Below are 22,716 nucleotides of genomic sequence, written 5' to 3' on the forward strand. Positions count from 1 at the left end.
GACTTAGGCCTTACCGCCGGTTGCAGGGAATCTGTCCACCGCGCCCACGACCACATCGGCGCTCGTTGGCCAGGCAAACCGGCGCGCTACTGCCTCCGCGCGTCCTAATGCTTCTTCACGAGGTGGGTGCACACGCCTTAGCAATTGGCGTAAAGCGGGCGCGATATTGTCCGACGTGGGCGTTCCTTCGATGTAGATGACGCTATCCCCGCCGACCCATCGCATGACAGGTGTGTCACTCACTAAGACGTCAGTTCCGGCGCTGAGGGCTTCAACAACTGGGAGGCCGAAACCTTCATCCAGGCTAGGGAGCACTACAGCCCGTGCGCCCGCGTAGAGCTCCGCGAGCAGCTCGTCACCGACGTATCCAAGTCGGACTACCGAAGGTGATTGGACGATGTCAACCATTGCAAACGAGGCGTTTGATCCACCCGCGAGAACGAGCGGACAACTCTCTCGCACATCGAGCGGTAGGCTCAAGAACGCGTCGACAAGAGCCGCAATATTCTTCCGAGGGTCAACACTGGCGACCGAGAGCAGATAGCCCTTATAGGTGAGACCGTGGTCTTCCAGGGTTTGCTCGAGTTCAACGCTAGTCAGCGGCGCAAATTGCGGAGCAGGCGCATTCGGGGCAACCACTACTTGGGCACGGGTGTACGTGCGCACATCGGCCGCCACAGGCTCGCTCACGGCCAGGAGCAATCGTGACCCTCGAATCTGAGCCCAGAGCGAGAGCCGATGGGTGACACGATACAGCCGCGTATACCACTCGGGGTGAGTAACCACGAACAGGTCGTGTACCGTCGAGATGTGACGAGGGCACCATATCGGGCATCGGCTCGTGAAAGTGAGTAGAACCTCGGTAGGTCGAAGACGAAACGGAAGAGTTTGCACCCAAAGCCAAGCCCGGAGGGAGCTCGCTGACATCATTCTGCTAGGAACGATCTCCCGAACTCGCTCGGGCGACTTGTCATGGAGAGCTTTGGCAATTTCTGTCGCATAGCGCTGCTGTCCGGTGACCTGCTGTCCACGAAATGCACCATTGATCGCGATGGAATACGCCGTGGTCGTTTCTCGGCGTGTTTTGCTCGCCATATAGCTCATGAGGCGGTGCATGTCAAGTTCGCCGACGAGGACTCGGGCGCGCAGGCCCGGTCTGGACCTCTGCACGTCTCTCGAATTGCTCAGTGGTTCCGGGCGGCTCTACCGTTCTCGACGGATGCTGCGCGACGCTCGAGGCGTAGTAGGAATTGTAGCGGGCTCGTGCTTCGACTCCTCGAGTCGGTGCCATCGATAGCACGACTCCGACGATCTTTCCCGAAGCTGTTCTAATCGAGTTCGCCGCGCTCGTGAGTTGTTGAACGGACGTCTTTCCCGCCCGACAGACAAGCACTACCCCATCAGTCGACGGCGCCAGGGCTGCTGCATCAGTTACGGGAAGAGTGGGAGGTGAATCAACCAGGACGTAGTCGTAGCGCACCGCCAGCTCGCGAAGCATGCTCTTCATGGCCTGTGAGCCGAGAAGCTCGCTAGGATTTGGCGGGATGGGTCCAGAGACCAGCACGTCAAATTGGTCACGAGGTCGCCGCTGAATCGCACTCTCGACCGATAGGTGATTTGCCAATACATTGGTGACACCGACCGCAGCTTCGAGATCGAGTAGCTGCGCTGCGCGCGGCCGCCGGAGGTCGCCGTCAACCACTACGACTCGGTATCCGGAGAAGCCCAGTGCACGCGCCACGTTCAGAGTGGTGGTTGTTTTACCCTCGCCCGGCAACGAACTCGATACCGCAAGGACCCGCGCCGCGTGCTCCACATCGACGAACTGCAGGTTGGTACGTATCTGGCGATATGCTTCGGCGTTGGGCGACTCGCCCTCAGCCAGCTGCCATGCGTTTCGTGCCAGAGCCTGATCGAATCCCACTGTACCGATGCTCGGAGCTCCTGCCGCCTCGGCTGCTGCTTCAGGCGTCGTAACGGAGGTGTCGAGTATCGAGCGGACATAGGAGAAGGCCACGCCAAGCGCGGCGCCGACAAGCAGACCAAGAGCGGCCAGAGCAGGCAGGCCGATGGATGACGGCTCAGCGGGCGGCGTCGCCAGCGCTACCGGCCGCACCACGATAGGCCGAGGGGCGCCTGGCTCCGAAGGTCGTTCAAGGTCTTCGACGACCCCGATGAACACGGCCCCGACGGTGTTGGCAAGGTTTGCTGCCTGCTGGGGGTCATCCTGAGTTGCGGTGACGTCGATCAGTACTGAGTCGACGCCAGCGGCCACGTCAAGGTGTTGCGCGACGTCATCGGGGGATCCGCCCAGCTGGAGTCGATCCCTGACCTCGGCGAGGACACGGTCACTCGTAATGAGTTGCGTGTAGGACTTCACTCGTTGCTGGGTGAAGAGACTGCCTTCGTACGCGGCGTTGGCCGCATTGTCGCCCTGCGCCAGCTGGGCGGATACGTAGAGTTCGAGGTTGCTCGAGTACTGCTGAGGACGGAGGATGAAGAGCGCAGTCCCAAGTAGGGCTCCAGCGAGTGCAAAGGCAAGCACCGTCTTCCAGCGCTCGCGTAGCAACTCAACGTAGTCAGCGACTTTCACGACACCCCCCGGACGGTCGTCGGAGCAGTAAAGCAGACGGGTCGCGGCCACGTGGACCGGGGCCCGAGAACTCACACGACCAGCACACCACCCGAAGGTGCCGCCTTGGTACCGCCGAGGATCTCGTCGATCTGGGCAGCGAAGCTAGCGAGTCCGAAGCCCTTTGAGTGGAGCTTGATGACCTCGCGGTCCCAGACACGTGCGCACACGTCCTCGACGCCAGCTGCGATCGCTTCGGTGGACAGGTCCGGAACGAGAACGGCCACGGCGTCGTCGGTGCAAGAGTCCAGGAAGCCGCCAGCCGCGAGAGCCACCGCCGGCGCGCCGAAGTTGAAGCCCTCGACGGGCGTGAGTCCAAAGTCCTCGTGGCTCATGGCCACGACGCCGGCGCAGTGGGCATAGAGCCAACGCAGCTGGGCGTCGCTGGCCCCGTTGATCTCCTGAAGGCGGTCGGACCATCCTGCGGCAGAAGGGGAGTCCGGGAGCTCACCGACGACGACGAGGCGGCGGTCGGTGTGCTGGTCGACGGCTTCGCAGATGCGGTCGAGGTTCTTGTAGCCACGCTTGCGACCCACCGTAAGCAGGAAGCCCGGCTCGAGCCCGACTATCGGCTCCATCGGACCGTCGGTCGTGAGTGTGGTCGGCGGGAACACTACTTGTGGGGTGATGCCGTAGACGCGCTCGATGCGACGTGCAACCAGGCTGGAGTTCGCGACGTAGGTCGAGACTCGGGCGGCGGCCGCCTTGTCCCAACGTCGGAGCATCGGGCTCGCAAGCTCGAACAGGCGGCGGAACCAGGACGGCTTGTCCTTGAAGTAGTCCGAGCCCTCGTAGAGCCAGCGGGCAGGTGTGTGGCAGTAGGCGACGATCGGGGCGGAGGTCATCACGCCGTGGGCCCAACCCGAGGTGCTAGCCAGAACGACGTCGACGTCGTCGATGACGATGCCCGAGGTGGCCTTCGCGAGGAACGGCAGCGCTCGGCGCGGGTCGGCGCGGAAGACCGGGAAGTCGCTGAGGCGCGTGGTGCGGATGTCGTACTCGGCGAACTCCGGGAACGTGGTCTCCGGGTTGTAGACCGTGGTGTAGAGCGTGGCGTCCGGGAAGCACCGAAGCATGGCCAGAGCCACACGCTCGGCGCCACCACGCTGCGTGAGGTAGTCGTGGACGATCGCGACGCGAAGAGACATAGGTGTCCTGTCAGAACCAGTCAAGGGTAGGTGGGGCGCCCGGCGAGTCGCGCTCAGTAAGCGCCGCGGCCGCGGAACACCGCGCCGAATGTCTTCCAGAGGATCGAGGCGTCCAGCGCCGGCGACCAGTTCTCGACGTAGCGCAGGTCCAGCCGGACCGACTCCTCCCAGGTGAGGTCCGAGCGTCCGCTGACCTGCCAGAGGCCGGTGAGACCCGGGCGGACGAGGAACTTGCGGCGGGCGTCGTCGGCGTAGGTGGCGACCTCGCGCTCGAGCGGCGGGCGGGGGCCGACCAGCGACATCGAGCCGCCGATGACGTTGAACAGCTGCGGGAGCTCGTCGAGCGAGAGGCGACGCAGGAACCCGCCGATGCGGGTGACGCGCGGGTCGCTCTTCATCTTGAACAGCGGGCCCGAGCCCTCGTTGGTGCCCGCGAGCTGGGCGACCATCTGGTCGGCGTTCACGACCATCGAGCGGAACTTGATCATCTTGAACCGCTCGCCGGCACGGCCGACGCGCTCCTGGCGGTAGAACACGGGGCCGCCGTCCCCGCAGATCACGATCCCGATGGCGAGGAAGACCGGCGCGAGCAGGACCACGAGGGTGAGAGCCGCAGCGCGGTCGACGACGTTCTTGACGATGCGGGCCGGGCCGCCCCAGCGGGGCTCGGAGAGGCGCAGCAGCGGGAGGCCGTCGACCGGCGCCACGTGCAGGCGAGGACCGGTGATCTCCATGAGGCCCGGGTCGACCACCAGCTCGACGCCCTCGCCCTCGAGGTCCCACGCGAGGCGGTGCAGGCGCTTCGGGCCCCAGCCCAGCGCGGGAGCGACCGCGACGACCTCGATGCCGAGTTCCCGGACGTGGCGCGCGACGTCGTCGAGGTCGCCGACGACCGGAACGCCGGCGATCTCCGAGCCGGCGGCGGTGCCGGTCGAGGTGCAGGCGGCGACCACGGTCCAGCCGTGGTGCGGGACGCGGCGGGTGCGGGCGACGAGGTCGGCGATCGAGGCCTCGGACCCGACGACGAGCACCGAGGACATGCAGCGCGCGTCACGGCGAGCGTGGTGCAGGAGCCGACGGACCGCGTAGCGGCCGAGCAGCAGGGCGACGGCGGTGGCAGGGATGACCCCGAAGATCCAGGGGCGGACCTGCTCGACCTTCAGCGCCATCCCGGTGAGGGCCAGAACGACCGCGGCGACGGCAGTGCCGCGCAGGACCCGGTTGAACTCCTCGGCGCCGTGGCCGAGCACCGCGCGGTCCCAGGCGCGGAAGACGAGGAGACCGGCGAGCACGAGTGCGGCGGACCCCAGGTTGAACCTGGCGGAGGGCCCGAAGCCCCAGTCACCGATCGCGGTCGCGATGGCCGCAACCAGAGCGATGACCGCGAGATCGGTGACGACGACGAAGCGAACGAGGCGACGCTGCCAGCCGCGCGAGCTCGGATGAGCGATCACGACCGGTGAACTCGTTGCTAGGCCACGAGGAGCAGGGATCGCCGCCTCGATCGATTCCGTTACGTTGAGTCCACCAGCCACTTCGACGTCCCCCCGGACCGTGACGAGTGGCGCGAGACCACCCGACCGACTGTCACGCCGGGCCGGTCGTTGTTGAACTTCGAACCCGACGTTCTTGCCCCGCTATCGCGTGACCTCCGCCGAGGCGTTACACACGACGTATCCACACCTCTCGGCGTGTCACGTCGACACGCCGGAAAGCGGGCCGCGCATTCACCCTTTAGGGCGTGTGTGACTTAGGTCGCATAGCGCTCGGTGATAATCCGGACTGCGACAACCCCGGGGAAGTCGGTCTGTGGCTTCCTCCAGGAGCCGCCAATCCGGTCCCTCCTGTTGCCGACGGGCCGTGGGGAAGAAGCACTGCGACGTGCTCGCCCCGAGGGCCGTACCGGGTTGCTCTTTCCGCCACGGTCGCCCAGCGCGCCGAGTAGATGAAGTTCGGACGACATCGGCAGAGCGTCCCCGACGCGATCGATCACCCGGAGCGACGTCGATGACGCTTGCGCCATCCGACACGTCCTGCCGTGCAGGGGTCCGCCCTGCTCCGTGGAGATCGCTCGTCCGGCGGCCGCGGCGCCGTCTCGCCCGGTTCTACCCCGTTCGGACGATGCCCATGAAGTCGTCGTGGGAGCGCCGCGAAAGGCGGGTGAAAGCGGGACGAGTTTTGATCTCCCCCACGGGCCACGGGCCCGACGGCAGGGGGAGGGCGAGTCGATGGCCATCGTCTCGCGCGCCCGCGAGGGCCGCCGTCATCCGGGGTCCGGGGCCACGGGCGACAGCCCGGCCAGGCCTGACGAGGGGGGTGCGTCAGGACGGCGGGAGCAGCCCGAGCGGACGGGCGTCCGGCGGCAGGGTGGGGACTCCCGCCGGACGCCCCGTCGCGCTCCCCGTGCCGAGCCCGCGCACGACGCGGGCGAACGACCGGGCGGCCTCGGCCCAGGGCGCCCAGCCGAGGCCGTCGGCCAGCGCCGCGGCCTGGCCGAGCAGTTTGCGGGCCTCGGCGCGCTCGCCGAGCACGGCGGCGGCGAGGCCCTGGTAGAGCGTGATCGGGCCGAAGGTGGCCGAGCCGATGCCGACCACCACGACGGCGTCGGCGTCGGGAGGCAGGTCGCGGCGCACCACCTCGGCGGTCGGCACGTCACCGAGCGCGAAGGCCGCGCAGGCGGCCAGGCAGAGCCCGGGGCGGTCGAACAGCGCGCCCTCGCGGCCCTCGCGCTTGCGGTGCCAGTCGGCGAGGTGCCCGGCGGCGGTGTCGAGGTCCTCGGCGACGGCGGCGTCCACCGCCGCGGCGGCCGACCAGGCGGCGACCAGCGGGTACATGCCGGCCGCGCCGGCGGGCAGGCCCTGCAGCGAGGGCAGGGTGCCGCCGAGCAGGTGCCGCACGAGCAGGTGCACGCCGTAGGCGCCGACGGCGTCGGGCAGCCCGAGCTCCTGGCCGCGGTACAGGGCGGCGAGGGCGGCCTCGTCGGCCTCGGCGGTGTCGCCGCGGGCGAGGGTGAGCCCGGCGTCGAGCAGGGAGACCATCCACATCGTCCGCGGACGGTGACGGTCGACGGCGAGCGGCTCGAGGTCGCGCCGCGCGGCGAGGGCCTCGTCCTGGCGACCGGTGGCGAGCAGGGCGGCGATGCGCAGCTCCTCGGCCTCGAACCACACCGCGGCGTCGCCGGTCTCGGCGGCGAGCCGGCAGGCCTGCTCGCAGACCGCGAGCCGCTGGGTGGCGGGCACGGGCGCATCGACGAGGTGGTTGGCCTCGAGGACGCGGACGCCGGCGAGCAGGCGCCGGTCGTCGAGCCCCTGGGCGGCGAGCGCGAGGAGCTCGGGCAGGGCGGTGGGGTCTCCCACGTCGCCGTGGAGCTGCTCTTCCTCCAGGATGAGACTGCGCAGCACCTCGGCGCGCTGCCGGTCGGAGAGCGGCAGCGCCCGAGCGCGCCGGAGTCGCCGGGCGCGTCGGGGGCGCCCGGCGACGCTGATCCCCATGGCGTCGTGCCCGACGGCGGCGACCACCGCGTCGTCGACCTGGTGGGCGTCCGGCGTGGCCGCGCCCTCCTCGAGGGAGGAGACCGCGGCCTGCTCGACGACCTCGTCGAGCACCTCGTCGGCGTCGTCGTGGCGTCCGAGCGCCTCCAGCACCAGGCCCCGGTACAGCGCGACGGTGCTGGGCCGCGACGTCTCGAGCACCGCGTCCAGCTGGGCGAGGGCTTCCTCGAGCGCGCCCTGGCGGTACGCGGCCGCACCCGCCGCGAGCCGGGCGTCGCCGAGCTCCCGCGTCGGCACCAGCGGCCCGGCCCCGGCGGCATGGCGCAGCAGCGTGAAGGGTTCCGCGTCGCCGGCGGTGGGACTCCGGCTGACGAGCAGGCGGTACCGGGCGTCGTGCAGCCACTGCGCACTCGCCGGCGGGACGGCGTCGAGCACGGCGTCGCGGGTCAGGGCGTGCCGGAAGGAGAACCCGTCGGCGGTGGCGGCGAGCAGCCCGCGGTCGGCGGCGACCCGCAGGCGCGTCGACAGCGTGCGCGGGGTCGCCTCGAGCACCTCCCCCAGCGCGGCCAGCGAGAGCGGGGCGAGCACCGCCAGCGCCTCGAGGGCCTCCCGGGCGTCGGCACCGAGCCCGGCGAGCTGGTGGTCGAGCAGGGGACGCAGACGCCCGGGGATGGCGGTGGCGAGCTCGTCGCACGCCTTCTCCCCGTCGGGCTCGTCGAGACCGGAGAGCGACTCGATGAGCGCGGCGACGTGCAGGGCGTGCCCGTGCGTGCGCTCCCAGAGCGCGGTCGCGACCCGCTCGGCGCCGTCGGGGGCCAGCCCGGACAGGTCCCGGACGACGAGGCCCCGCACGGCGGCGCGGGCGAGCTCGGGCAGGCGCAGGTCGGTGACGCCGTCGAGGAGCGAGAGCTCGCCGTGGGTCGCGCCCCAGCCGGGGTGGAGCTGGCTGTCGGGCTCGCGGGCGGCGACGAGCACCACGACGCCGGCGGGCAGCCCGAGGCGCGCGAGCCCGCGCAGGGCGGCGAGGGTCACCGAGTCGGCGAGGTGCGCGTCGTCGAGCGTGACGAGCACGGGGCCGGACATGCTCGCGAGCCGCTCGCGCAGGGCCCGGCCGGGCGCGGGCTCGGAGGAGTCGACGGGGTCGACGCCGAGGTCGTCGAGCGCCTCCGCCCACGCCGTCCACGGCGGCGAGCCGGCGTCGCACGTCCCGCCGCCGACGATCGCGCCGGACGCCTGCGCCTCGTCGCGGGCGGCGCGCAGGAGGGCGGTCTTGCCGATGCCGGCCTCGCCGGTGACGAGCAGGACCCCGCCCCGGCCGGGGGCGTCGACGAGGGCGCGGACGGCGCCGAGCTCGTCCTCGCGGCCGAGCAGCGTCGTGCGCGGCGCGCGGGTGGGCGCCGGGGCCTGCAGGCGCAGGGTCAGGTCCTCGATCTCCGCGCCGGGCGCGACGGCGTACTCGTCGTGCAGGTAGCGCCGGGTGGCGGCGAGCACCTCGAGGGCCTCGCCGGTGTGGCCCTGCCGGTGCAGGCCGGAGGCGGCGACGACGGCGAGGCGCTCGCGGGAGCGGTCGGCAGCGAGGTCGGTCGCGACGAGGTCGACGGCCTCGGCGGGGCGGTCGAGGTCGAGCAGCGCGGCACCCATGCGCTCGAGCAGCCGGAGCCGGCGGTCGAGGGCGCGGGTGCGCTCGGCGTCGAGGCGCGGACCGACGGGGGTGCCGGCGAACGGCTCACCGCGCCAGGTGGCGAGCGCGCCGGTGCCCCGCTCGAGCACGGTGTCGCGGGACGCGTCGGCGGCCAGCGCGGCCGCGGCGTCGTCGTGGAAGCGGTGGAGGTCGACGGCCTCGCGCGGGAGGTCGAGGCGGTAGGTCTCGCCGATCGGCGGGATGGGCAGCCGCGTCCCCTCGTCGGGGGCCTCGCGGCGCAGCCGGCTCACGAGCACCTGCAGCGCACCGTCGGGGCGTTCGGGGAGATCCTCGCCCCAGATCTCGTCGATGAGGGCGGGCACCGCGACGGTGCCCCGGCACGCGGAGGCGATCAGGGCGAGCAGGGTGCGCAGTCGCCGCCCGGGCCGTCCGACCTCGCCGGACGAGCCCTCGACGGCGACCTCGCCCAGCACCCGGATACGGATCCCGTCCGACGATGACAACGAGCCTCCAGGGACACACACCGTGACCGAGCTTGCCGAGCGTACGGCCTTCCGGGGTATCGATCCAAGCGACGTCCAGCAGGGCGACCTACTCCTGGTGACCCAGATCCCGGGCGAGCCGTTGGGGCAGATGATGCAGCGCCTCGACGGGACGTGCTTCTCCCACTCCGGGATCGCGGTGCGCGCGCCCGGCGTGGATCACGGACCGGCCACGCACCTCGCCAGTGCCCTCGCCAAGAACCTGCCCGCCGCCGCCGACCTCGGCGGCGTGCGCTGGGACGCGTTCGAGGAGTTCTGGTCGAAGGACCGCGAGCTCTACTGCGTGTCGATGGAGCGCCACCTCCGCTACCGCGCGCTCGGCTACCTCGCCCGCTTCGAGCCGGAGCCGGACCGCGAGGGGAAGTTCTCGTTCGTCAAGCTCGTCACCGTGGCCGCCGGTCTGCGCGCCGTCGAGCTCCACGCGACGGACGCGGCGCTGGCCGAGCTCCTGCACGCCGCGTCCCGCGAGGTCGCGGCGACCTGGGCCGCGACGGCGAGGGCGCCGAGCTACTACTGCGCCGAGCTCGTCGCGAGCGCCTACGGCCGCCGGTTCACCCGCGCCGAGATGGCGCCCCCCGACGTCGCCGGCGACGGCATCGGTGACGGCATCGACGAGCCGCGCTGGCTCGCCTGGCTGATGGGGATGCTCGCCGACGAGATCGACGAGATCGACAACCCGCGCGGACGGGCGTGGGCGCGGCTCCTCGGTCTGCTGTCCAGCCGGGACCTCGACTTCCTCACCCACGCCGTGGTCGCGATCGCGGGGTCGGGCGGGAGGCTGCTCGGCGGTCTGTTCGACGACCTGCTCGACACGATCACCGGCGGCGACGACGAGCCCGCGGAGATCCCGGTGCCCGCGCCGCTGGGTCCGCCGCGGGCGATGGACGGTCTCGCGGACCCCGACGCGCTGATCCCAGACGCCCTCGTGACACCGCGCATGCTCTGGGCGGCGTTCGGCCACGAGGACGGGGAGAACGTGCTCCGGATCGTGAGGAAGCCGTCGACGGCGGATCGACCGCAGAAGTGACGTCGGGCGGACCCGGACGCGCGTGGCGTGGAGCGCCGTCGACCACCAGGCCGTCGCCTACCGGTAGGTGACGTGTGCGCCGCTCGTCTCGAGCTGCTCGCGGCTGAAGCCGACGCCGTCACCGGACGCGCTGCCGGCCTTGACGCGGTAGTGGTCGTCGGTCGCGGCGACGTCGGTCATCGTGAAGGCGTACGAGCAGCTGTCGGCGTAGCCGGAGGTGTAGGTGCTCCACGTGTTCGCGGCGATCCCGGAGCCGGTCAGCGTCGCGGTGCCGACGACGGACCCGCTCGCGTCGTAGAGCGTCACGGGCATGCCGCTCGCGACGGTGCCGGTGCAGCCCGAACCCGGCGTCACGTAGCCGGACATGCCGTAGATCGTCACCGTGCCGTTCACGGTCATCGTGCGGTTGTTCGCCGCGACGGTGCCGATGAGCACGACGGCGGCGATCGCCGCGACGATCCCCAGCACGATCCAGCCCCACCGCGTCCCGGAGCGGGCCGGCGGCGCGGGGACGCCCGGGGGGTGAGGACCGAGACCCGCCGGGGGCAGCGACCAGGCGGGCGGGGGCGCCCATGCGGCGGCCGGAGGCGGGAACGGCGCACGCTGCGGCGGCGTCCACGGGCCGGTGGGCCGCGGCATGGCCGCGTTGGTCTCCTCGGCGAGGGGCGCCGGACCGGTGGTGTGCGGACGCTGCTCGGTACCGCTGCTCATGGCTGTCTCCCCGACCTCTCCGGCGCCGTCGGTGGCGCTCGGATGACGGCGGTGTCGCGCCGACCTCGGCCGTCGTTACCGCCGTGCACTCGTCCGGGTGACACCGCGCTGGATCGATCCGGGCGGTGGTAACGGCGACCCTCGGGCAGCGATGTCGTGGCCGGAGGGCCGCATCGTCGCGGTCCCGAAGATCGTCGGGGGATGATCACGTGATCGTGCGGTGCGGCTGTGGGGCGGACCTGATCGCCGATGTGCAGATGTGCCTCGCCTGCGGCGCGCGCCGTCCGGCGTCCCGCGTCCTCGTCGGTGCCGGCGCGCGTGTCGAGCGGCGAGCCGGGGCCGGTCGTGACCACCGCACCCGCGCCGGTCACCGTCACGGTCGCGCCGAGCACCTCCCCGAGCACGTCCTCGTCCTCCTCGAGTGGCGTCGAGGCCACCACCGCCACGCTCCAGGCCGTCGTCGACGCCGACCGGAACGCGATGGAGGGCTTCGACGGGATGTGGGTGCCGCAGCTGTCGTCGAAGAAGTCCGGGACCGTCGACAACGGCACCGTCTACGACGCGTCGTCGATCTACCGGCACTACGAGTCGTTGGTCAGCGGTGAGACCAACGTGCGCATGCTGTGGTCCGGGGACTGGTCGGTGTATCGCGAGAGCGACTACTGGGTCGTCGTCGCCGGCGAGGGCTTCGCGACCGCCGCCGGCGCGAACGCCTGGTGCGACGCCCGGGGCTTCCCGGCCGACGACTGCTTCGCGAAGCGCCTGTCCCACACCGCCGGACCGGCCGGCAGCACCGAGCTCCGCTCGTCCTGAGCCTCCCGACCGCCGGTCGCGCGCATCGGTCTCGTGGCCCCGATCGCCGTCCGGGACCTCGTGCAGGCGACGGCGACGTCCGCGCGACCCGGTCGGCACGCCGTCGCCTGAGCCCTCGTCCGGAGCCGACCCGGCGCGCGGAAGTTCGTGAGTGACGTATCTGATCGATATCGCCCTTCACGCGATGAAGACTCTCTCACTGATCACCGAATGGTCGTTCATCCCGTGTTCCGATCCTCATGGGCCACCTGCGCGCAATTCGGTCATGAGGCCCACAGTTGGTTGCGGAGAACTACGTCATCCGGCTGAGTACCGCGCGGGACAAATCACTAGGATGGCTCACGACGAACTGTCAGCAAGGGGGGCGGCGGTCCGGCGCGGGGCCGGCTGTCGCGGGGGCGGGGTTCAGGTGGCCTTCATCAGCGCGGGGCTCGCCCACGACGTCGGGCACGAGCTCGCCACGGTGTCGTTCCTGGCGGCCGCGGTCCGGAAGGATCCGGCCCTCGGGGCGGACAACCGTCGACGGCTGGAGCTCATCGAGCGCGAGGTCGCGCTCGTGCAGGAGCTCGTCACCCACGGGACGGGCGCCGTCGGCGCCGCGGAGGACGTCTCGCTCAATCAGCTCGTCGCGTACCTCGTGGAGCCCCTCGCCCTCGTCGGGGCCACCACCGTCGTCGCGGCGCCCGGACCCGAGGTCCGTCTGACCGTCGACCGCCACGCGCTCTGGCGCCTCCTCGGCAACCTCGTGGGCAACGCGGTCCGCGCCGCGGGCCCGGTCGGACGGGTCTGGCTGACGGTGGCCGACGACCCGGTGCCCCGCGTCGAGGTGCACGACGACGGCCCGGGGCCGACGCTCGGCCCGCCGGGCCGCCACGGGATCGGCCTGGCCGTCGCCCGGAGCCTCGCCGCGTGTTGCGGCGCGGACCTGACCCTCGCGCCCGACCCCGCGGGCGGCACCGTCGCGACCCTCCGCTTCGGGTCGCGCCCCACGTCCCCCTCCCCCGCGTCCGCGCTCGTCCCCGCGTCGCGGTCGGAGCAGCCCGGTGAGCGCCGCGCAGAGCGCCCCGGGCGTCCTGCGGTAGATGCATGAGGACTCCCGCCGCCTCGCGACCGAGCATGACGGGGTGTCCTCCCCGCGGCGGCCGTTCCTGGCGGCCTCCCTGCCACCCGACGCCCTCGCGTCCGCCACGCGGCTGGTGATCGAGCACGCCGACGTGATCGACGAGGTCAGCCCGTGTCTCTACGGCGTCGGGCCCGACGACACCGTCGACCTCCTGGCCGCACCGAGCGCCGCCACGGCGGCGATCGAGACGCTGCGGGCCGCGTCGCTGCCGATCCTGCCCGGCGTCACCGACCGGTACGGGGACGAGCGCACCGAGACCGTGGCCCGCATGGTGCACGACGGGGCCCGGATCGCACGCCACGTCCGCGCGGTCGTCGACCTCGTGCGTCGCCACGGGTTCGCCGGGCTCGAGGTCGACTACGTGACCCTGCGCCCCGGCGACCGCGCGGCCTTCAGCGCCTACGTCGCCGAGCTGGCACGTGCCCTCCACGAGGTCGGAGCGCGGCTGGCCGTGACCGTCGAGGCCAGGACCGACGCCCAGGACGACGACGAGCACGACGCCGCCCACGACTACCGCGCACTCGGCGCGGTGGTGGACGAGCTGCGGCTGCGCGCCGTGGATTACCACTGGGACACGACGCCACCCGGCCCGATCGCGCCGGTGGAGTGGGTGCGCGCCGTGCTGGCGTACGCGACCGCCGTCGTCGCCCAGGACAAGATCGTCCTGGGCCTCGCCACCACGGGATACCACTGGACCGACGACCACGGCAGCACCGTCGCCCACCACGACGCCCTGGTCCTCGCCGATCGTCTCTCCGCAGGAGAGGTCCGCTGGGACCCCCTGAGCGCAGCACCCTGGATCACCCGACGCGACCCCGACGGGACCGTCCACGAGGTGTGGTTCGAGGACGCCCGCAGCCTCGCCGCCAAGAGTCGACTCGCGGCCGAGGCCGGGGTCGACGCCATCCTGCTCTGGCTCTCGGCGCCGCCGGACCCGCGGGTGTGGGCCGAGTTCGCGGCACCCGCCGACAGCACCGGATAACGCAGTCCGTGGACATCGGACGCACAACACCACGCGGTCGACATCTCCTTTGTCGCGATTCATGGTCAATGCTGGCGCCAATAGCGATCATAGGTGCCGTAATGGCCTATTCGGAGGACGTCATTAAATACACGACGTGACCTAATGTGGGGCGAGGAGCCGTCGACTGCCCCGACCGCGACGGCTCGGGGGAGGGCGGTCACCCATGCGCTCCATCGATGCCGGTTCGGCGAGCCGAGCGAGCGGGACGGAGCACCGGCGATGACCGACATCGTGATCGGTGACGACCACACGGCCTTCGCCGAGGCGCTCGCCGAGGTCCTCGACGACGTCACGCGCCGCGTGGTGGCGGTGGAGAACACCACGACGGGCGTCCTCGAGGCGGTCCGGAGCACCACGCCGGACCTGTGCCTGCTCGACCGGTGGTTCGACGACGGCGACGCGCTCGACGTGCTCGGCGACCTGCACGCAGCCTGCCGGCACGTGAAGGTCGTCGTGTTCACGGCGGATCCCGACCGCGACGTGGCGCACGAGGCGCTCGAGCGCGGCGCCGACGGCTTCGTGCACAAGACGCGCGGTACGTCCGCGCTGTTCGGCGCGCTCGACCGCACCCTCGCGGGCGAGACGGTCGTCGAGCTGCCGCCCCGCTGGCAGCGTCCGGACCGCCACGACCGGACGGATCGGAGCCGACCGGCCGCCCACCTCACCGCCCGGGAGAAGCAGTGCCTCGCGCTGCTCGTCCACGGCGCGAGCACGCCCGAGATCGCGGCGCGCCTGGGGATCGGCATCACCACGGTGCGCACCCACGTGCAGGGGATCATGACGAAGGTCGGGGTGCACACCCGGCTCGAGGCGTCGGCCTACGCCGTGCGGCACGGCCTGGTGGACGCCCCGCAGCGGGACTCCCGGCGCGCCTGAGCCCTCGTCACGTCAGGGCGCGGTGTCGGCCACGGCCCGCTCGGTGCCGAGACGCACCCGCGCGCGGCCCGCGGCCGGACCGACCACGCACCACGTGCCGCCGCGGCGCTCGAGGCACGACCCGGCACGGTCCCGCCACCAGCTCGCGACCTCGTGCGGGAGGGCGTGCCACACCGAGGGATCCGCGTGGAACGTCGTCAGGAGCTCGCGGTACCCGTCGGCGACCCGGGGATCGGTCGCGTAGTCGGGGTGGGTCAGGACGAGCGCCATGCCCTCCCGGTCCCGGATGTGCGCGGTCTTGTCGAGCCACACCGTCGCCCCGGGGTGGTCCAGGACGGCGAACACCGTGTGGTCCTGGGGCAGGGTGATCGGGAGCTCGACCATGTCGCCGTGCAGGAACGGCTGGGTGGTGCAGCAGCCACCCGGCTGGGGCTCGTAGGGGTCGGTGTCGGGCGTCGACGTGTCGTAGGCGAAGCCCAGCTCGGGCATCCACTCCCACTGCCGTTGCGTCGCCGGGGACCGGAAGCCGTGCGCACCCCAGCGCTCCGCGGCGCGCCGCATCGCGGGGAGGCGCCGCCGCAGCAGGCGGCGCGACCCCAGGTCCTTGCCGTCGTGGCGCAGGCCGTGCACCCCGATCTCGCAGCCCTCGTCCTGCAGGGCCCGCACCTCCCGGTCGTCGACGTCGTAGCGCTCGGCGACGAGGTTCCAGGAAGACCGCAGGCCCAGATCGCGCTCGGTGGCGCGCAGCAGCTCGCGCTGCGCGAAGCCGTCCCCGGTCTCCACGTCGTGGGTGAGCACCAGCGCCCAGCGACGGCCGTCCGGCCAGGGCTCGATCCAGGGCACCGGCTCGCCCGCGACGCCACCGATCCGCCCGAGCAGCCACACCGAGAGGTCCGCGACGCAGTCCTCGACGGGCCACCGCGGGAAGTCGGACCGTCCCTGGACCGTGGTGAAAGCCTGTCGCAGCCGGATCTGCACCGGGCGCGGGAGCACGGGCCGCACGGCGTAGTAGCCGCGGATCGCGAGACCCCGGACGGCGGACAGGAGCCCGGAGCGGCCGAGGTCGCGGTACCCCTCGCTCCACAGCGTCGTGAGGACCTCGCCCGGGTCGAACGGGAGGAGCAGGCTCCCGTCGACGTGGCGGCGCACCGACGAGACCGGCCGCCCGTCGGGATCGGCGACGACGGCGTCGCGGCGCCACGCCGCGGTGTCCAGCTCGCGGTCGAGCGCCTCGTCGGTCACGACGCGGCCGGCGACGGGGATGCCGTCCACGGTGAAGCGGCCGGACCGGCGCTCGGACGCCGGGCGCTCCTCCGCCCGGCACCACCACAGGCAGGTCCCCGGGTCCGCTACGGGCCAGAGCGTGCCGGCCGCCCGGACCGGCGCCGCGGGGCGCGGCCTGCTCGCCCGCACGACGCGGTAGGGCACGCGGACGTGGTCGAAGAAGCCGAACGGCTCGGTCGCCTCGAAGGCGACGGCGGGTGGGGTCACGGCTAGAGACCTCTCCTCACGGCGAGATAGGGGAGCAGCGCGCACTCGTAGAACCAGGGCAGCGGGTCGCGCAGGGAGAACACGGCCTCGGTGTCGGCGCCGGGCAGGGTGCGCAGGTAGGTGCCGAGGCGCTGCGTGCCGGCCCGGACGTCGCGCACGGCGTTCGGCAGGTCGGTCGCCAGCCGGATCCAGCGCACCCCGGGGCGGGTCCGCACGGTCGCCGGCGGTGGCGCGTCCTCCGTGCAGGCCCGGTGGAGCAGGTAGGGGAAGTCGACGCCGGCCGCCGCACCCAGCGAGTGGTAGCCCCACGTGCGCGCGTTGACGTCCAGGAGCCGGGCGCGCCCGTCCCGGGGATCGCGCTTGTACTCGAGCTCGACGAGACCGTCGTAGTCCACCGCGGCCAGGAACCGCTCCGACGGGGCGTCGAGCTCGGGCAGGTCGACCGTCTCGACGAACGTGCTGGCCCGGCCGAACTCGGAGGGGTGCTGGCGCCGGCGGCGGACGGTCATGACGGCGACCGGTGTCCCCGCGCGGACGAGGGCGCAGTACGAGTACTGCTCCCGCCCGCCGCCGGGCACCAGCTCCTGCACCAGGATCTCGCCCGGTCCCGCCACCGCGGTCGCCCGCGCCACCACCGCGGCGAGCTCGTCGCGGGCGTCGACACGCCACGCCTTCACCCCGGTGCTGTAGAAGAAGTGCTCCTTGATCGCCGGCTTGACGACGAACGGGCCCTCGGCGTCGGCGTCGACCAGGTCCTCGAGGTCGTCGGGGCCCTGGGGCACCCAGGTGCGCGGGTGGTCGATACCGAGCTCGGCGGCGGTTCGGTAGGTCTCGCGCTTGTCCCAGCAGACGCGCACCGCGGCCCAGGACGGGCTGGTGACGCGGAACCGCGGCTCGAGATCCCCGCGGTGGCGGGCGAGGAGCGCGACCGTCTCGTCCCGGGTCGGGTAGAGCAGCCAGCCGTCCATCGCAACCTCGCGCGCCGCCCGCTCGATCGCCGCGAGCGCGGCGTCGTCGTCGCGCAGGTCGGGCACGCGTGTCGTGTGGGCGACGTAGCGCGACGCCGAGGCCGGCGCCCGCTCGTCGTCGAGGACGCACACCGGGATCCCGTGCCGGCCGAGGCTGCGGGCGATACCCAGCCCCTGGTAATCGCCTCCGATCACCAGGGCGCCGGGCCGCCCGTGCCGCGAGCGCCGACGCGGGGACGGGGCGCTCGCGGCAGGGCTCGTGACAGCGCTCATGCGGCCGGCGCGAAGCGGGGCAGCGGCGCGGGCGGCGCCCCGGCGAGGGAGCGCGCCAGCTCGCGGCCGGTGTACCAGCTCCCGGAGACGAAGCGCATGGTCGGGCCGAAGCTGCGGGCCGCGGGGGCACCCACGATGTGCAGCCCCGGCACCGAGGTCTCCATGCCCCGGCGCAGCCGCGGGTAGCCGGCGGTCGTCCGGATACCGGCCACCAGGGTGGGGTGGAGGAACGGGTAGCGGCGGATGTCGACGCGGTAGCCCGTGCCGAGCAGGACGTGGTCGACCTCGCGGTCCCCGCCGTCGCTCAGACGGACCCGCACGCCGCCGTCGGCGGTCGGCGAGGCGGTGCGCATCTCGGCGCCGAAGGTGATGCGGACGTCGGCCAGGCGCGGGCGCAGCCAGGCGGCACCGGCCGGCCGGATCGCGCGGTACGCCAGCGGGTCGGCGACCGTGCGTGGCAGGCGGCCGAAGAGGTCGGGCACGGCCACCAGCCGGGACAGCCCCATGGGGCCCACGTCGGTGGGCGCGTAGACGAGCGGTGTCGCGCGCCCCAGACGGCGGTGCCAGACGCCTCCGTGCAGCCAGTTGATGTGCTCGGCGCGGACGGCGACCTCGACCCGGGCGCCCCGCTCGTGCATCAGCGCCGCCGACTCGAGCGCGCTCTGACCGCCGCCCACGACGAGCACCCGGCGCCCGGCGAAGCGGCCCAGGTCGCGGTGCTCGCTCGCGTGCGTCATCAGCTCCGGCGGGAGGTCGGCGCCGACGACCGGACGGTGCACGAAGTCCGCGATGCCGCAGGCGATCACGACCCGCGCCGCCCGCAGCCGGTCACCGTCGTCGAGGTCGAGCACGAACGCCCCGCCCTCGCGGCGGAGCATCTGCACCCGGCGGCGGTCGACGTCGGGCGCGGCGGTCTCCTGGACCCACGTCCCGTAGTCGATGAACCGCTCGAGCGGGACCGGCATCTCGACGTCCCATCCCCTGGCCGCCGCGTAGGTCTCCAGGGAGAGCGGGCCGTCGTACTCGGCGATGCTGGTCGCGGTGCGGTTCGAGCGCAGGAGCATGCCCTCGGGCATGGTGCGCCAGAACGACATCGGGTCGCCCAGCACGTGGGTGGAGACGCCGGCGCGGCGCAGGTGGGCGGTGGCCGCGAGACCGTAGGGCCCCGCCCCGATGACGACGACGTCGCAGTCGGTGGTCATGCTCGCTCCCTTCGGGTACGGACGCCGCGGTCGGGAGCGCGTCGCCGACGCCTCCGGGTCGGGGCCGCGGCACGATCGATCGCCTCGAGATAGACGGCGGCCTGGCGCTCCCAGCACAGCTCGTCGACCACGCGCCGCCGACCCTCGGCACCGAGCCGCCGCGCGCGGGCGGGGTCGTCGAGCAGCGCGTCGAGCTCGGCGGCGAAGCGCCGGACGTCACCCGCCGGGACCGCCACGCCCGCACCGGCGGTCAGCGCGGTCGTCTCGGGCAGGTCGAAGGCGACCACCGGCAGGCCGAAGGCCATGTACTCCATGACCTTCACCGGCGACACCTCCACCTGCAGCGAGGTGTCGAGGCCGACGTCGGCCGTGGCCAGGTGGGTGAAGAGCTCGTCCTCGGACAGCCAGCCCGGCAGGGCGACCCACGCCTCCAGGCCCCGGGCGACGACCTGTGCCCGCAGCTCGTCGAGGCACTCCCCGTCGCCGAGGAGCACGAAGCGGACGTCGCGACGGCGGTGGTCGTGCACGAGGACCGCGATGGCGTCGACAAGCAGATCCACGCGGTCCTGGCGGCCCATCTTCCCGGCCCAGCAGCACAGCGCCGCGGCGCCGGACCGCAGGGCGGGATCCGGGCGGGCGGCCTCGACCAGCGCGAGGCGCGGTCCGTTGCGCACCACCGCGATCCGTTCCGCGGGCGCGCCGGCCGTCTCGAGCCGCCGGCGCAGGTGGTGGTTGACCGTGATCGTGACGGTGGCGACCGCCTGGGTGCGCCGCTCCAGCCAGCGCAGGACGCGCTCCATCGCGGGCGAGGTCCCGTACCGGGCGGCGAACAGCTCGGGCATGAGGTCGCGCTGGTCGACGACGACGCGCGCCCCGAGGGCGCGCAGCAGCCAGGCGATCGGGAAGTAGACGTCCGGCGGCTGGCAGAACTGGACGACGTCGACCGGGCGGCGGCGGTGCGCGCGGGGCGCGAGCACGGCGGCCCAGCCGAACGCCAGGCCGTACTCCTGCAGGTAGCCGAGCACGCCCGGGGACTCTGGCGGCGCCGGGTGCTCGAGGAGCGTCAGGCCGGGCACGCCGCGCCACGGGTCCTGCGCGGGGTCCCGGCGCGTCACGACGGTGACGTGGTGACCGGCGGCGAGCAGGGCGGGGACCTGCTTGCGCAGCCGCTGGTCGACCGCGGCGGGGATGTTCTCCACGACGAGCAGGACGTGGGCCGCGACACCGGGCCGGTCCGGCGGGTCGACCGCCGTCCCCGGCGCCTCGGGCGCGTCCTGCTGGGTCATGCGGTCCCCTCCCCCGGGCCCGGACCGCGGTCGCCGCGGCGTGGCGGGCCCATCATCAGGACGGCCGGAGGACGCCGGGACGGGCATCTGACGTAGGCCGACTCGTCCTGCTTCGGGAGGTGATCCCGGGGCGGGCCGACAGACCCTGGACGAGGTGGTCCGACGACCGCACCCTCGTGGTGGCGGAGGACGTCGGTGCGGGTCGCGCACGGAGGAGGCGCACGGTGGAGGTCGTGCAGGGGGGACGCGCCCGCGGCGCCGTACCCGCGGCAGGGGCCGCGCGGCCCGATCCGGCACGGCCTCCCGCACCCTCGCCCATCCACCTGGCCGTGGTCGACCCGAACCGGATCGTCGCCGAGGTGATGGCTGCCCGGCTGGGGGCCGAGAAGGACATCCAGGTGCTGCGCTGCGCGGTCGGCGGCGACGACTTCCACCGGCTGGTCGCCCACACCCCGCTCGACGTCGTGCTCGCCGACGCGGGCCTGTTCGCCGCGAGCGGGATCGACGAGCACCGCCCGCGCACCGGGACACCGGCGATCGTGCTGCTCGCCGACCGCCGGGACCGGTCGACGCTCGTGTCGGCCGTGCGCGCCGGGGTCCGCGGGTGGGTCCCGCGCAGCGCCCCGACCGGCGAGCTCCTCGCCGCCGTGCGGGCCTCCGCCCACGGCGGCACGTGGCTGCCCCCGGCGCAGCTGACCGAGGTCCTCGGCGAGCTCGTGTGGTCGAGCCCGCCCGAGGACCCGACCCGCGCGCTGCTGGACACGCTGACCCGCCGCGAACGGGAGGTGCTCTCCTGCCTCGCCGAGGGCCTGACCCGCCCCGAGGTGGCCGAGCGGCTGCGGATGTCGCCCAACACCGTGCGCACCCACGTGCAGAGCACGCTGGCGAAGCTCGGGGTCAGCTCGTCCCTCGCCGCCGTCGCGCTCTTCCGCGCCGCCGGCGACGGGCGGCCGGACGCGGGCGCGCGGTGACGGCGCCGTCGGCCGCGGGCACGCGCATCCATCCCACGGCCGAGGTGGAGGACGGGTCGCGGGTCGGTGCGGGTACCACGGTGTGGCAGTTCGCCCACGTCCGCCACGGTGCGCGGGTCGGCGAGGGCTGCACGCTGGGGCGCGGAGCGTTCGTCGACGAGGACGTCGTGCTCGGCGACCGGGTGAAGGTCCAGAACCACGCGCTGATCTACCGGCCGGCCCGTCTGGGCGACGGGGTGTTCGTCGGGCCGGCGGTGGTGCTGACCAACGACCTGCATCCCCGGGCGGTGACCGTCGAGGGGGCACCGAAGGGCGTCGACGACTGGGACGCCGTGGGCGTCGTCCTCGACGAGGGCTGCTCGATCGGTGCCCGCACCGTGCTCCTGCCCGGCGTGCACGTCGGGCGCTGGGCGATGGTGGGCGCCGGGTCGGTCGTCACCCGGGACGTGCCGCCGTTCGCGCTGGTCGCCGGGACACCGGCGCGCCGGCGGGGCTGGGTCGGCCGGGCCGGGCACCGGCTCGAGGACCTCGGCGGCGGGCGGTACCGCTGCCCGGCCACCGCCGAGTCCTACGTCGAGGACGCCGCGGGCCGGCTCGCCCCGGCGGCCGGCTGACGGACCCTCCCCGGACCCGTCAGTCCCGCGCGACGACCTCGGCCACCGGGGTCACGACCGTCCCGGCGGGCGCGCTCGTCGCCAGCCACGCGACGAAGTCGGACAGCACCCCGATGTCGACCGGGCCCTCGCTCGCCATGCAGGCGGCGTAGTCGGCGCTGGAGGGGCGGCACACGCGGTGGAACACGATCTGGAGCCAGCCCCCGCCCCGCGACGCGGTCGTCCGCACGGCGTCGTGGAGGTAGGCCGCGTCGATCGGGCCCCGCGCCGGCGGGCCGAGCGCGTCGGTGGCGAACGGATCCCGTGGCGGGAGCGGCTCGGCGTGGACCTCGCCGGCGTAGGCGATGTCACCCACGGTCCGCGCCGACGTGTAGCCGCACGACCGCACCGTCTCCTCGATCCGCGGGTCCGTGGCCCCGGTCGGGTACGCGAAGCTCTCGGGCCGCAGCCCCAGTGCGACCAGCCGCGCCCGGTCGTCACAGACCTGGTGCTGCCGCTCCGTCGACGAGAGCTCGGGGAGCGACGCGTGGGTGAGCGTGTGGCCGCCGATGTCGTTGCCGTCGGCGGCGAGGCCCCGGATCTGGTCCCAGGTCATGGTGGAGCCGTCGGCCCGGTCCACGAGGCCGCTGTTGACGTAGAACGTCGCCCGCAGGCCGTGGTCGAGCAGGATCGAGCGCACCAGGTACTGGCCGGCGGACCCGTCGTCGAAGGTGAGCGACACGACCGTCGGCCGCGCCGCCGGGGCGCCGCTCCCGGGCGGTGGCGGGCTCGGCGGTGATGCCGCGGGTGCCGCCGCGCACCCACCGGCGAGCAGGGCCGCCAGTGCCAGCGCGGCGGCGAGTCCGCGCGGGGTGCGCGAGCCGTGGTGCAGGCGAGCCATGG

Annotated in this window: 18 protein-coding genes; 7 read left to right on the forward strand and 11 right to left on the reverse strand. The window is 73.0% G+C overall.

Annotated features, from left to right (window positions below):
• Positions 1 to 3: 3 nt before the first annotated feature.
• The 5 genes from PHK61_RS26560 to PHK61_RS26580 all read right to left on the reverse strand — a co-directional run bounded on the left by PHK61_RS26560 (position 4) and on the right by PHK61_RS26580 (position 9,416).
• Entirely contained in the window at positions 4 to 690 is a 687-nt protein-coding gene (locus tag PHK61_RS26560) for a glycosyltransferase (RefSeq protein ID WP_274284036.1), read from the reverse strand.
• 427 nt (positions 691 to 1,117) lie between these two features.
• Entirely contained in the window at positions 1,118 to 2,593 is a 1,476-nt protein-coding gene (locus PHK61_RS26565; protein ID WP_274284037.1) for a tyrosine-protein kinase domain-containing protein, read from the reverse strand.
• Between the two features lie 71 nt (positions 2,594 to 2,664).
• The gene (locus PHK61_RS26570; RefSeq protein ID WP_274284038.1) at positions 2,665 to 3,780 is read right to left on the reverse strand and encodes a glycosyltransferase; all 1,116 of its coding nucleotides are present in this window, start codon (positions 3,778 to 3,780) and stop codon (positions 2,665 to 2,667) included.
• 53 nt (positions 3,781 to 3,833) lie between these two features.
• A complete protein-coding gene (locus PHK61_RS26575; protein WP_274284039.1) occupies positions 3,834 to 5,234 on the reverse strand; it encodes a sugar transferase in 1,401 nt (466 codons plus the stop codon).
• 867 nt (positions 5,235 to 6,101) lie between these two features.
• Positions 6,102 to 9,416 carry an ATP-binding protein gene (locus PHK61_RS26580; protein WP_274284040.1) on the reverse strand — a complete coding sequence of 1,105 codons (3,315 nt, stop codon included), beginning with the start codon at positions 9,414 to 9,416 and terminating at the stop codon, positions 6,102 to 6,104.
• 22 nt (positions 9,417 to 9,438) lie between these two features.
• Between PHK61_RS26580 and PHK61_RS26585 the strand changes: the two genes are divergently transcribed.
• On the forward strand, positions 9,439 to 10,482 hold the full coding sequence (locus tag PHK61_RS26585; RefSeq protein ID WP_274284041.1) for a hypothetical protein: 1,044 nt from the start codon (positions 9,439 to 9,441) through the stop codon (positions 10,480 to 10,482).
• A gap of 57 nt (positions 10,483 to 10,539) precedes the next feature.
• Here PHK61_RS26585 and PHK61_RS26590 read toward each other — a convergent pair whose 3' ends face one another.
• Positions 10,540 to 11,193, reverse strand: a complete 654-nt coding sequence (locus PHK61_RS26590; RefSeq protein WP_274284042.1) for a hypothetical protein — start codon at positions 11,191 to 11,193, stop codon at positions 10,540 to 10,542.
• Between the two features lie 345 nt (positions 11,194 to 11,538).
• On the opposite strand from PHK61_RS26590, the gene PHK61_RS26595 reads away from it, so the two are divergent.
• The 4 genes from PHK61_RS26595 (at position 11,539) to PHK61_RS26610 (ending at position 15,029) form a co-directional block, all read left to right on the forward strand.
• A complete protein-coding gene (locus tag PHK61_RS26595; protein ID WP_274284043.1) occupies positions 11,539 to 12,006 on the forward strand; it encodes a hypothetical protein in 468 nt (155 codons plus the stop codon).
• Between the two features lie 409 nt (positions 12,007 to 12,415).
• Entirely contained in the window at positions 12,416 to 13,096 is a 681-nt protein-coding gene (locus PHK61_RS26600; RefSeq protein ID WP_274284044.1) for a sensor histidine kinase, read from the forward strand.
• 34 nt (positions 13,097 to 13,130) lie between these two features.
• Positions 13,131 to 14,111: a glycosyl hydrolase family 18 protein gene (locus tag PHK61_RS26605; protein WP_274284045.1), complete on the forward strand. Its 981-nt coding sequence runs from the start codon at positions 13,131 to 13,133 to the stop codon at positions 14,109 to 14,111.
• Positions 14,112 to 14,372: 261 nt separating this feature from the next.
• A complete protein-coding gene (locus PHK61_RS26610) occupies positions 14,373 to 15,029 on the forward strand; it encodes a response regulator (RefSeq protein ID WP_274284046.1) in 657 nt (218 codons plus the stop codon).
• Positions 15,030 to 15,041: 12 nt separating this feature from the next.
• Here PHK61_RS26610 and PHK61_RS26615 read toward each other — a convergent pair whose 3' ends face one another.
• The 4 genes from PHK61_RS26615 to PHK61_RS26630 all read right to left on the reverse strand — a co-directional run bounded on the left by PHK61_RS26615 (position 15,042) and on the right by PHK61_RS26630 (position 20,249).
• A complete protein-coding gene (locus PHK61_RS26615) occupies positions 15,042 to 16,520 on the reverse strand; it encodes a polysaccharide deacetylase family protein (protein ID WP_274284047.1) in 1,479 nt (492 codons plus the stop codon).
• A 2-nt stretch (positions 16,521 to 16,522) separates the two neighbouring features.
• Positions 16,523 to 17,683 (reverse strand): carboxylate--amine ligase, encoded by a 1,161-nt coding sequence (locus tag PHK61_RS26620; protein WP_274284048.1) that lies wholly within the window; start codon positions 17,681 to 17,683, stop codon positions 16,523 to 16,525.
• A gap of 74 nt (positions 17,684 to 17,757) precedes the next feature.
• A complete protein-coding gene (locus PHK61_RS26625) occupies positions 17,758 to 18,963 on the reverse strand; it encodes an FAD-dependent oxidoreductase (RefSeq protein ID WP_274284049.1) in 1,206 nt (401 codons plus the stop codon).
• Entirely contained in the window at positions 18,960 to 20,249 is a 1,290-nt protein-coding gene (locus tag PHK61_RS26630; RefSeq protein WP_274284050.1) for a glycosyltransferase family 4 protein, read from the reverse strand. The genes PHK61_RS26625 and PHK61_RS26630 overlap by 4 nt, the downstream gene beginning before the upstream one ends.
• A 329-nt stretch (positions 20,250 to 20,578) precedes the next feature.
• Here PHK61_RS26630 and PHK61_RS26635 point away from each other — a divergent pair, with 329 nt between their 5' ends.
• Both PHK61_RS26635 and PHK61_RS26640 read left to right on the forward strand, forming a co-directional pair.
• Positions 20,579 to 21,220: a response regulator transcription factor gene (locus PHK61_RS26635; RefSeq protein WP_274284051.1), complete on the forward strand. Its 642-nt coding sequence runs from the start codon at positions 20,579 to 20,581 to the stop codon at positions 21,218 to 21,220.
• A complete protein-coding gene (locus PHK61_RS26640; protein WP_274284052.1) occupies positions 21,217 to 21,834 on the forward strand; it encodes an acyltransferase in 618 nt (205 codons plus the stop codon). Before PHK61_RS26635 ends, PHK61_RS26640 begins: the two co-directional genes overlap by 4 nt.
• A gap of 19 nt (positions 21,835 to 21,853) precedes the next feature.
• Here PHK61_RS26640 and PHK61_RS26645 read toward each other — a convergent pair whose 3' ends face one another.
• Positions 21,854 to 22,714, reverse strand: a complete 861-nt coding sequence (locus PHK61_RS26645; protein WP_274284053.1) for a polysaccharide deacetylase family protein — start codon at positions 22,712 to 22,714, stop codon at positions 21,854 to 21,856.
• Positions 22,715 to 22,716 lie beyond the last annotated feature (2 nt).

The sequence above is a fragment of the Actinomycetospora lutea genome (assembly GCF_028737205.1).
GTDB lineage: Bacteria > Actinomycetota > Actinomycetes > Mycobacteriales > Pseudonocardiaceae > Actinomycetospora > Actinomycetospora lutea.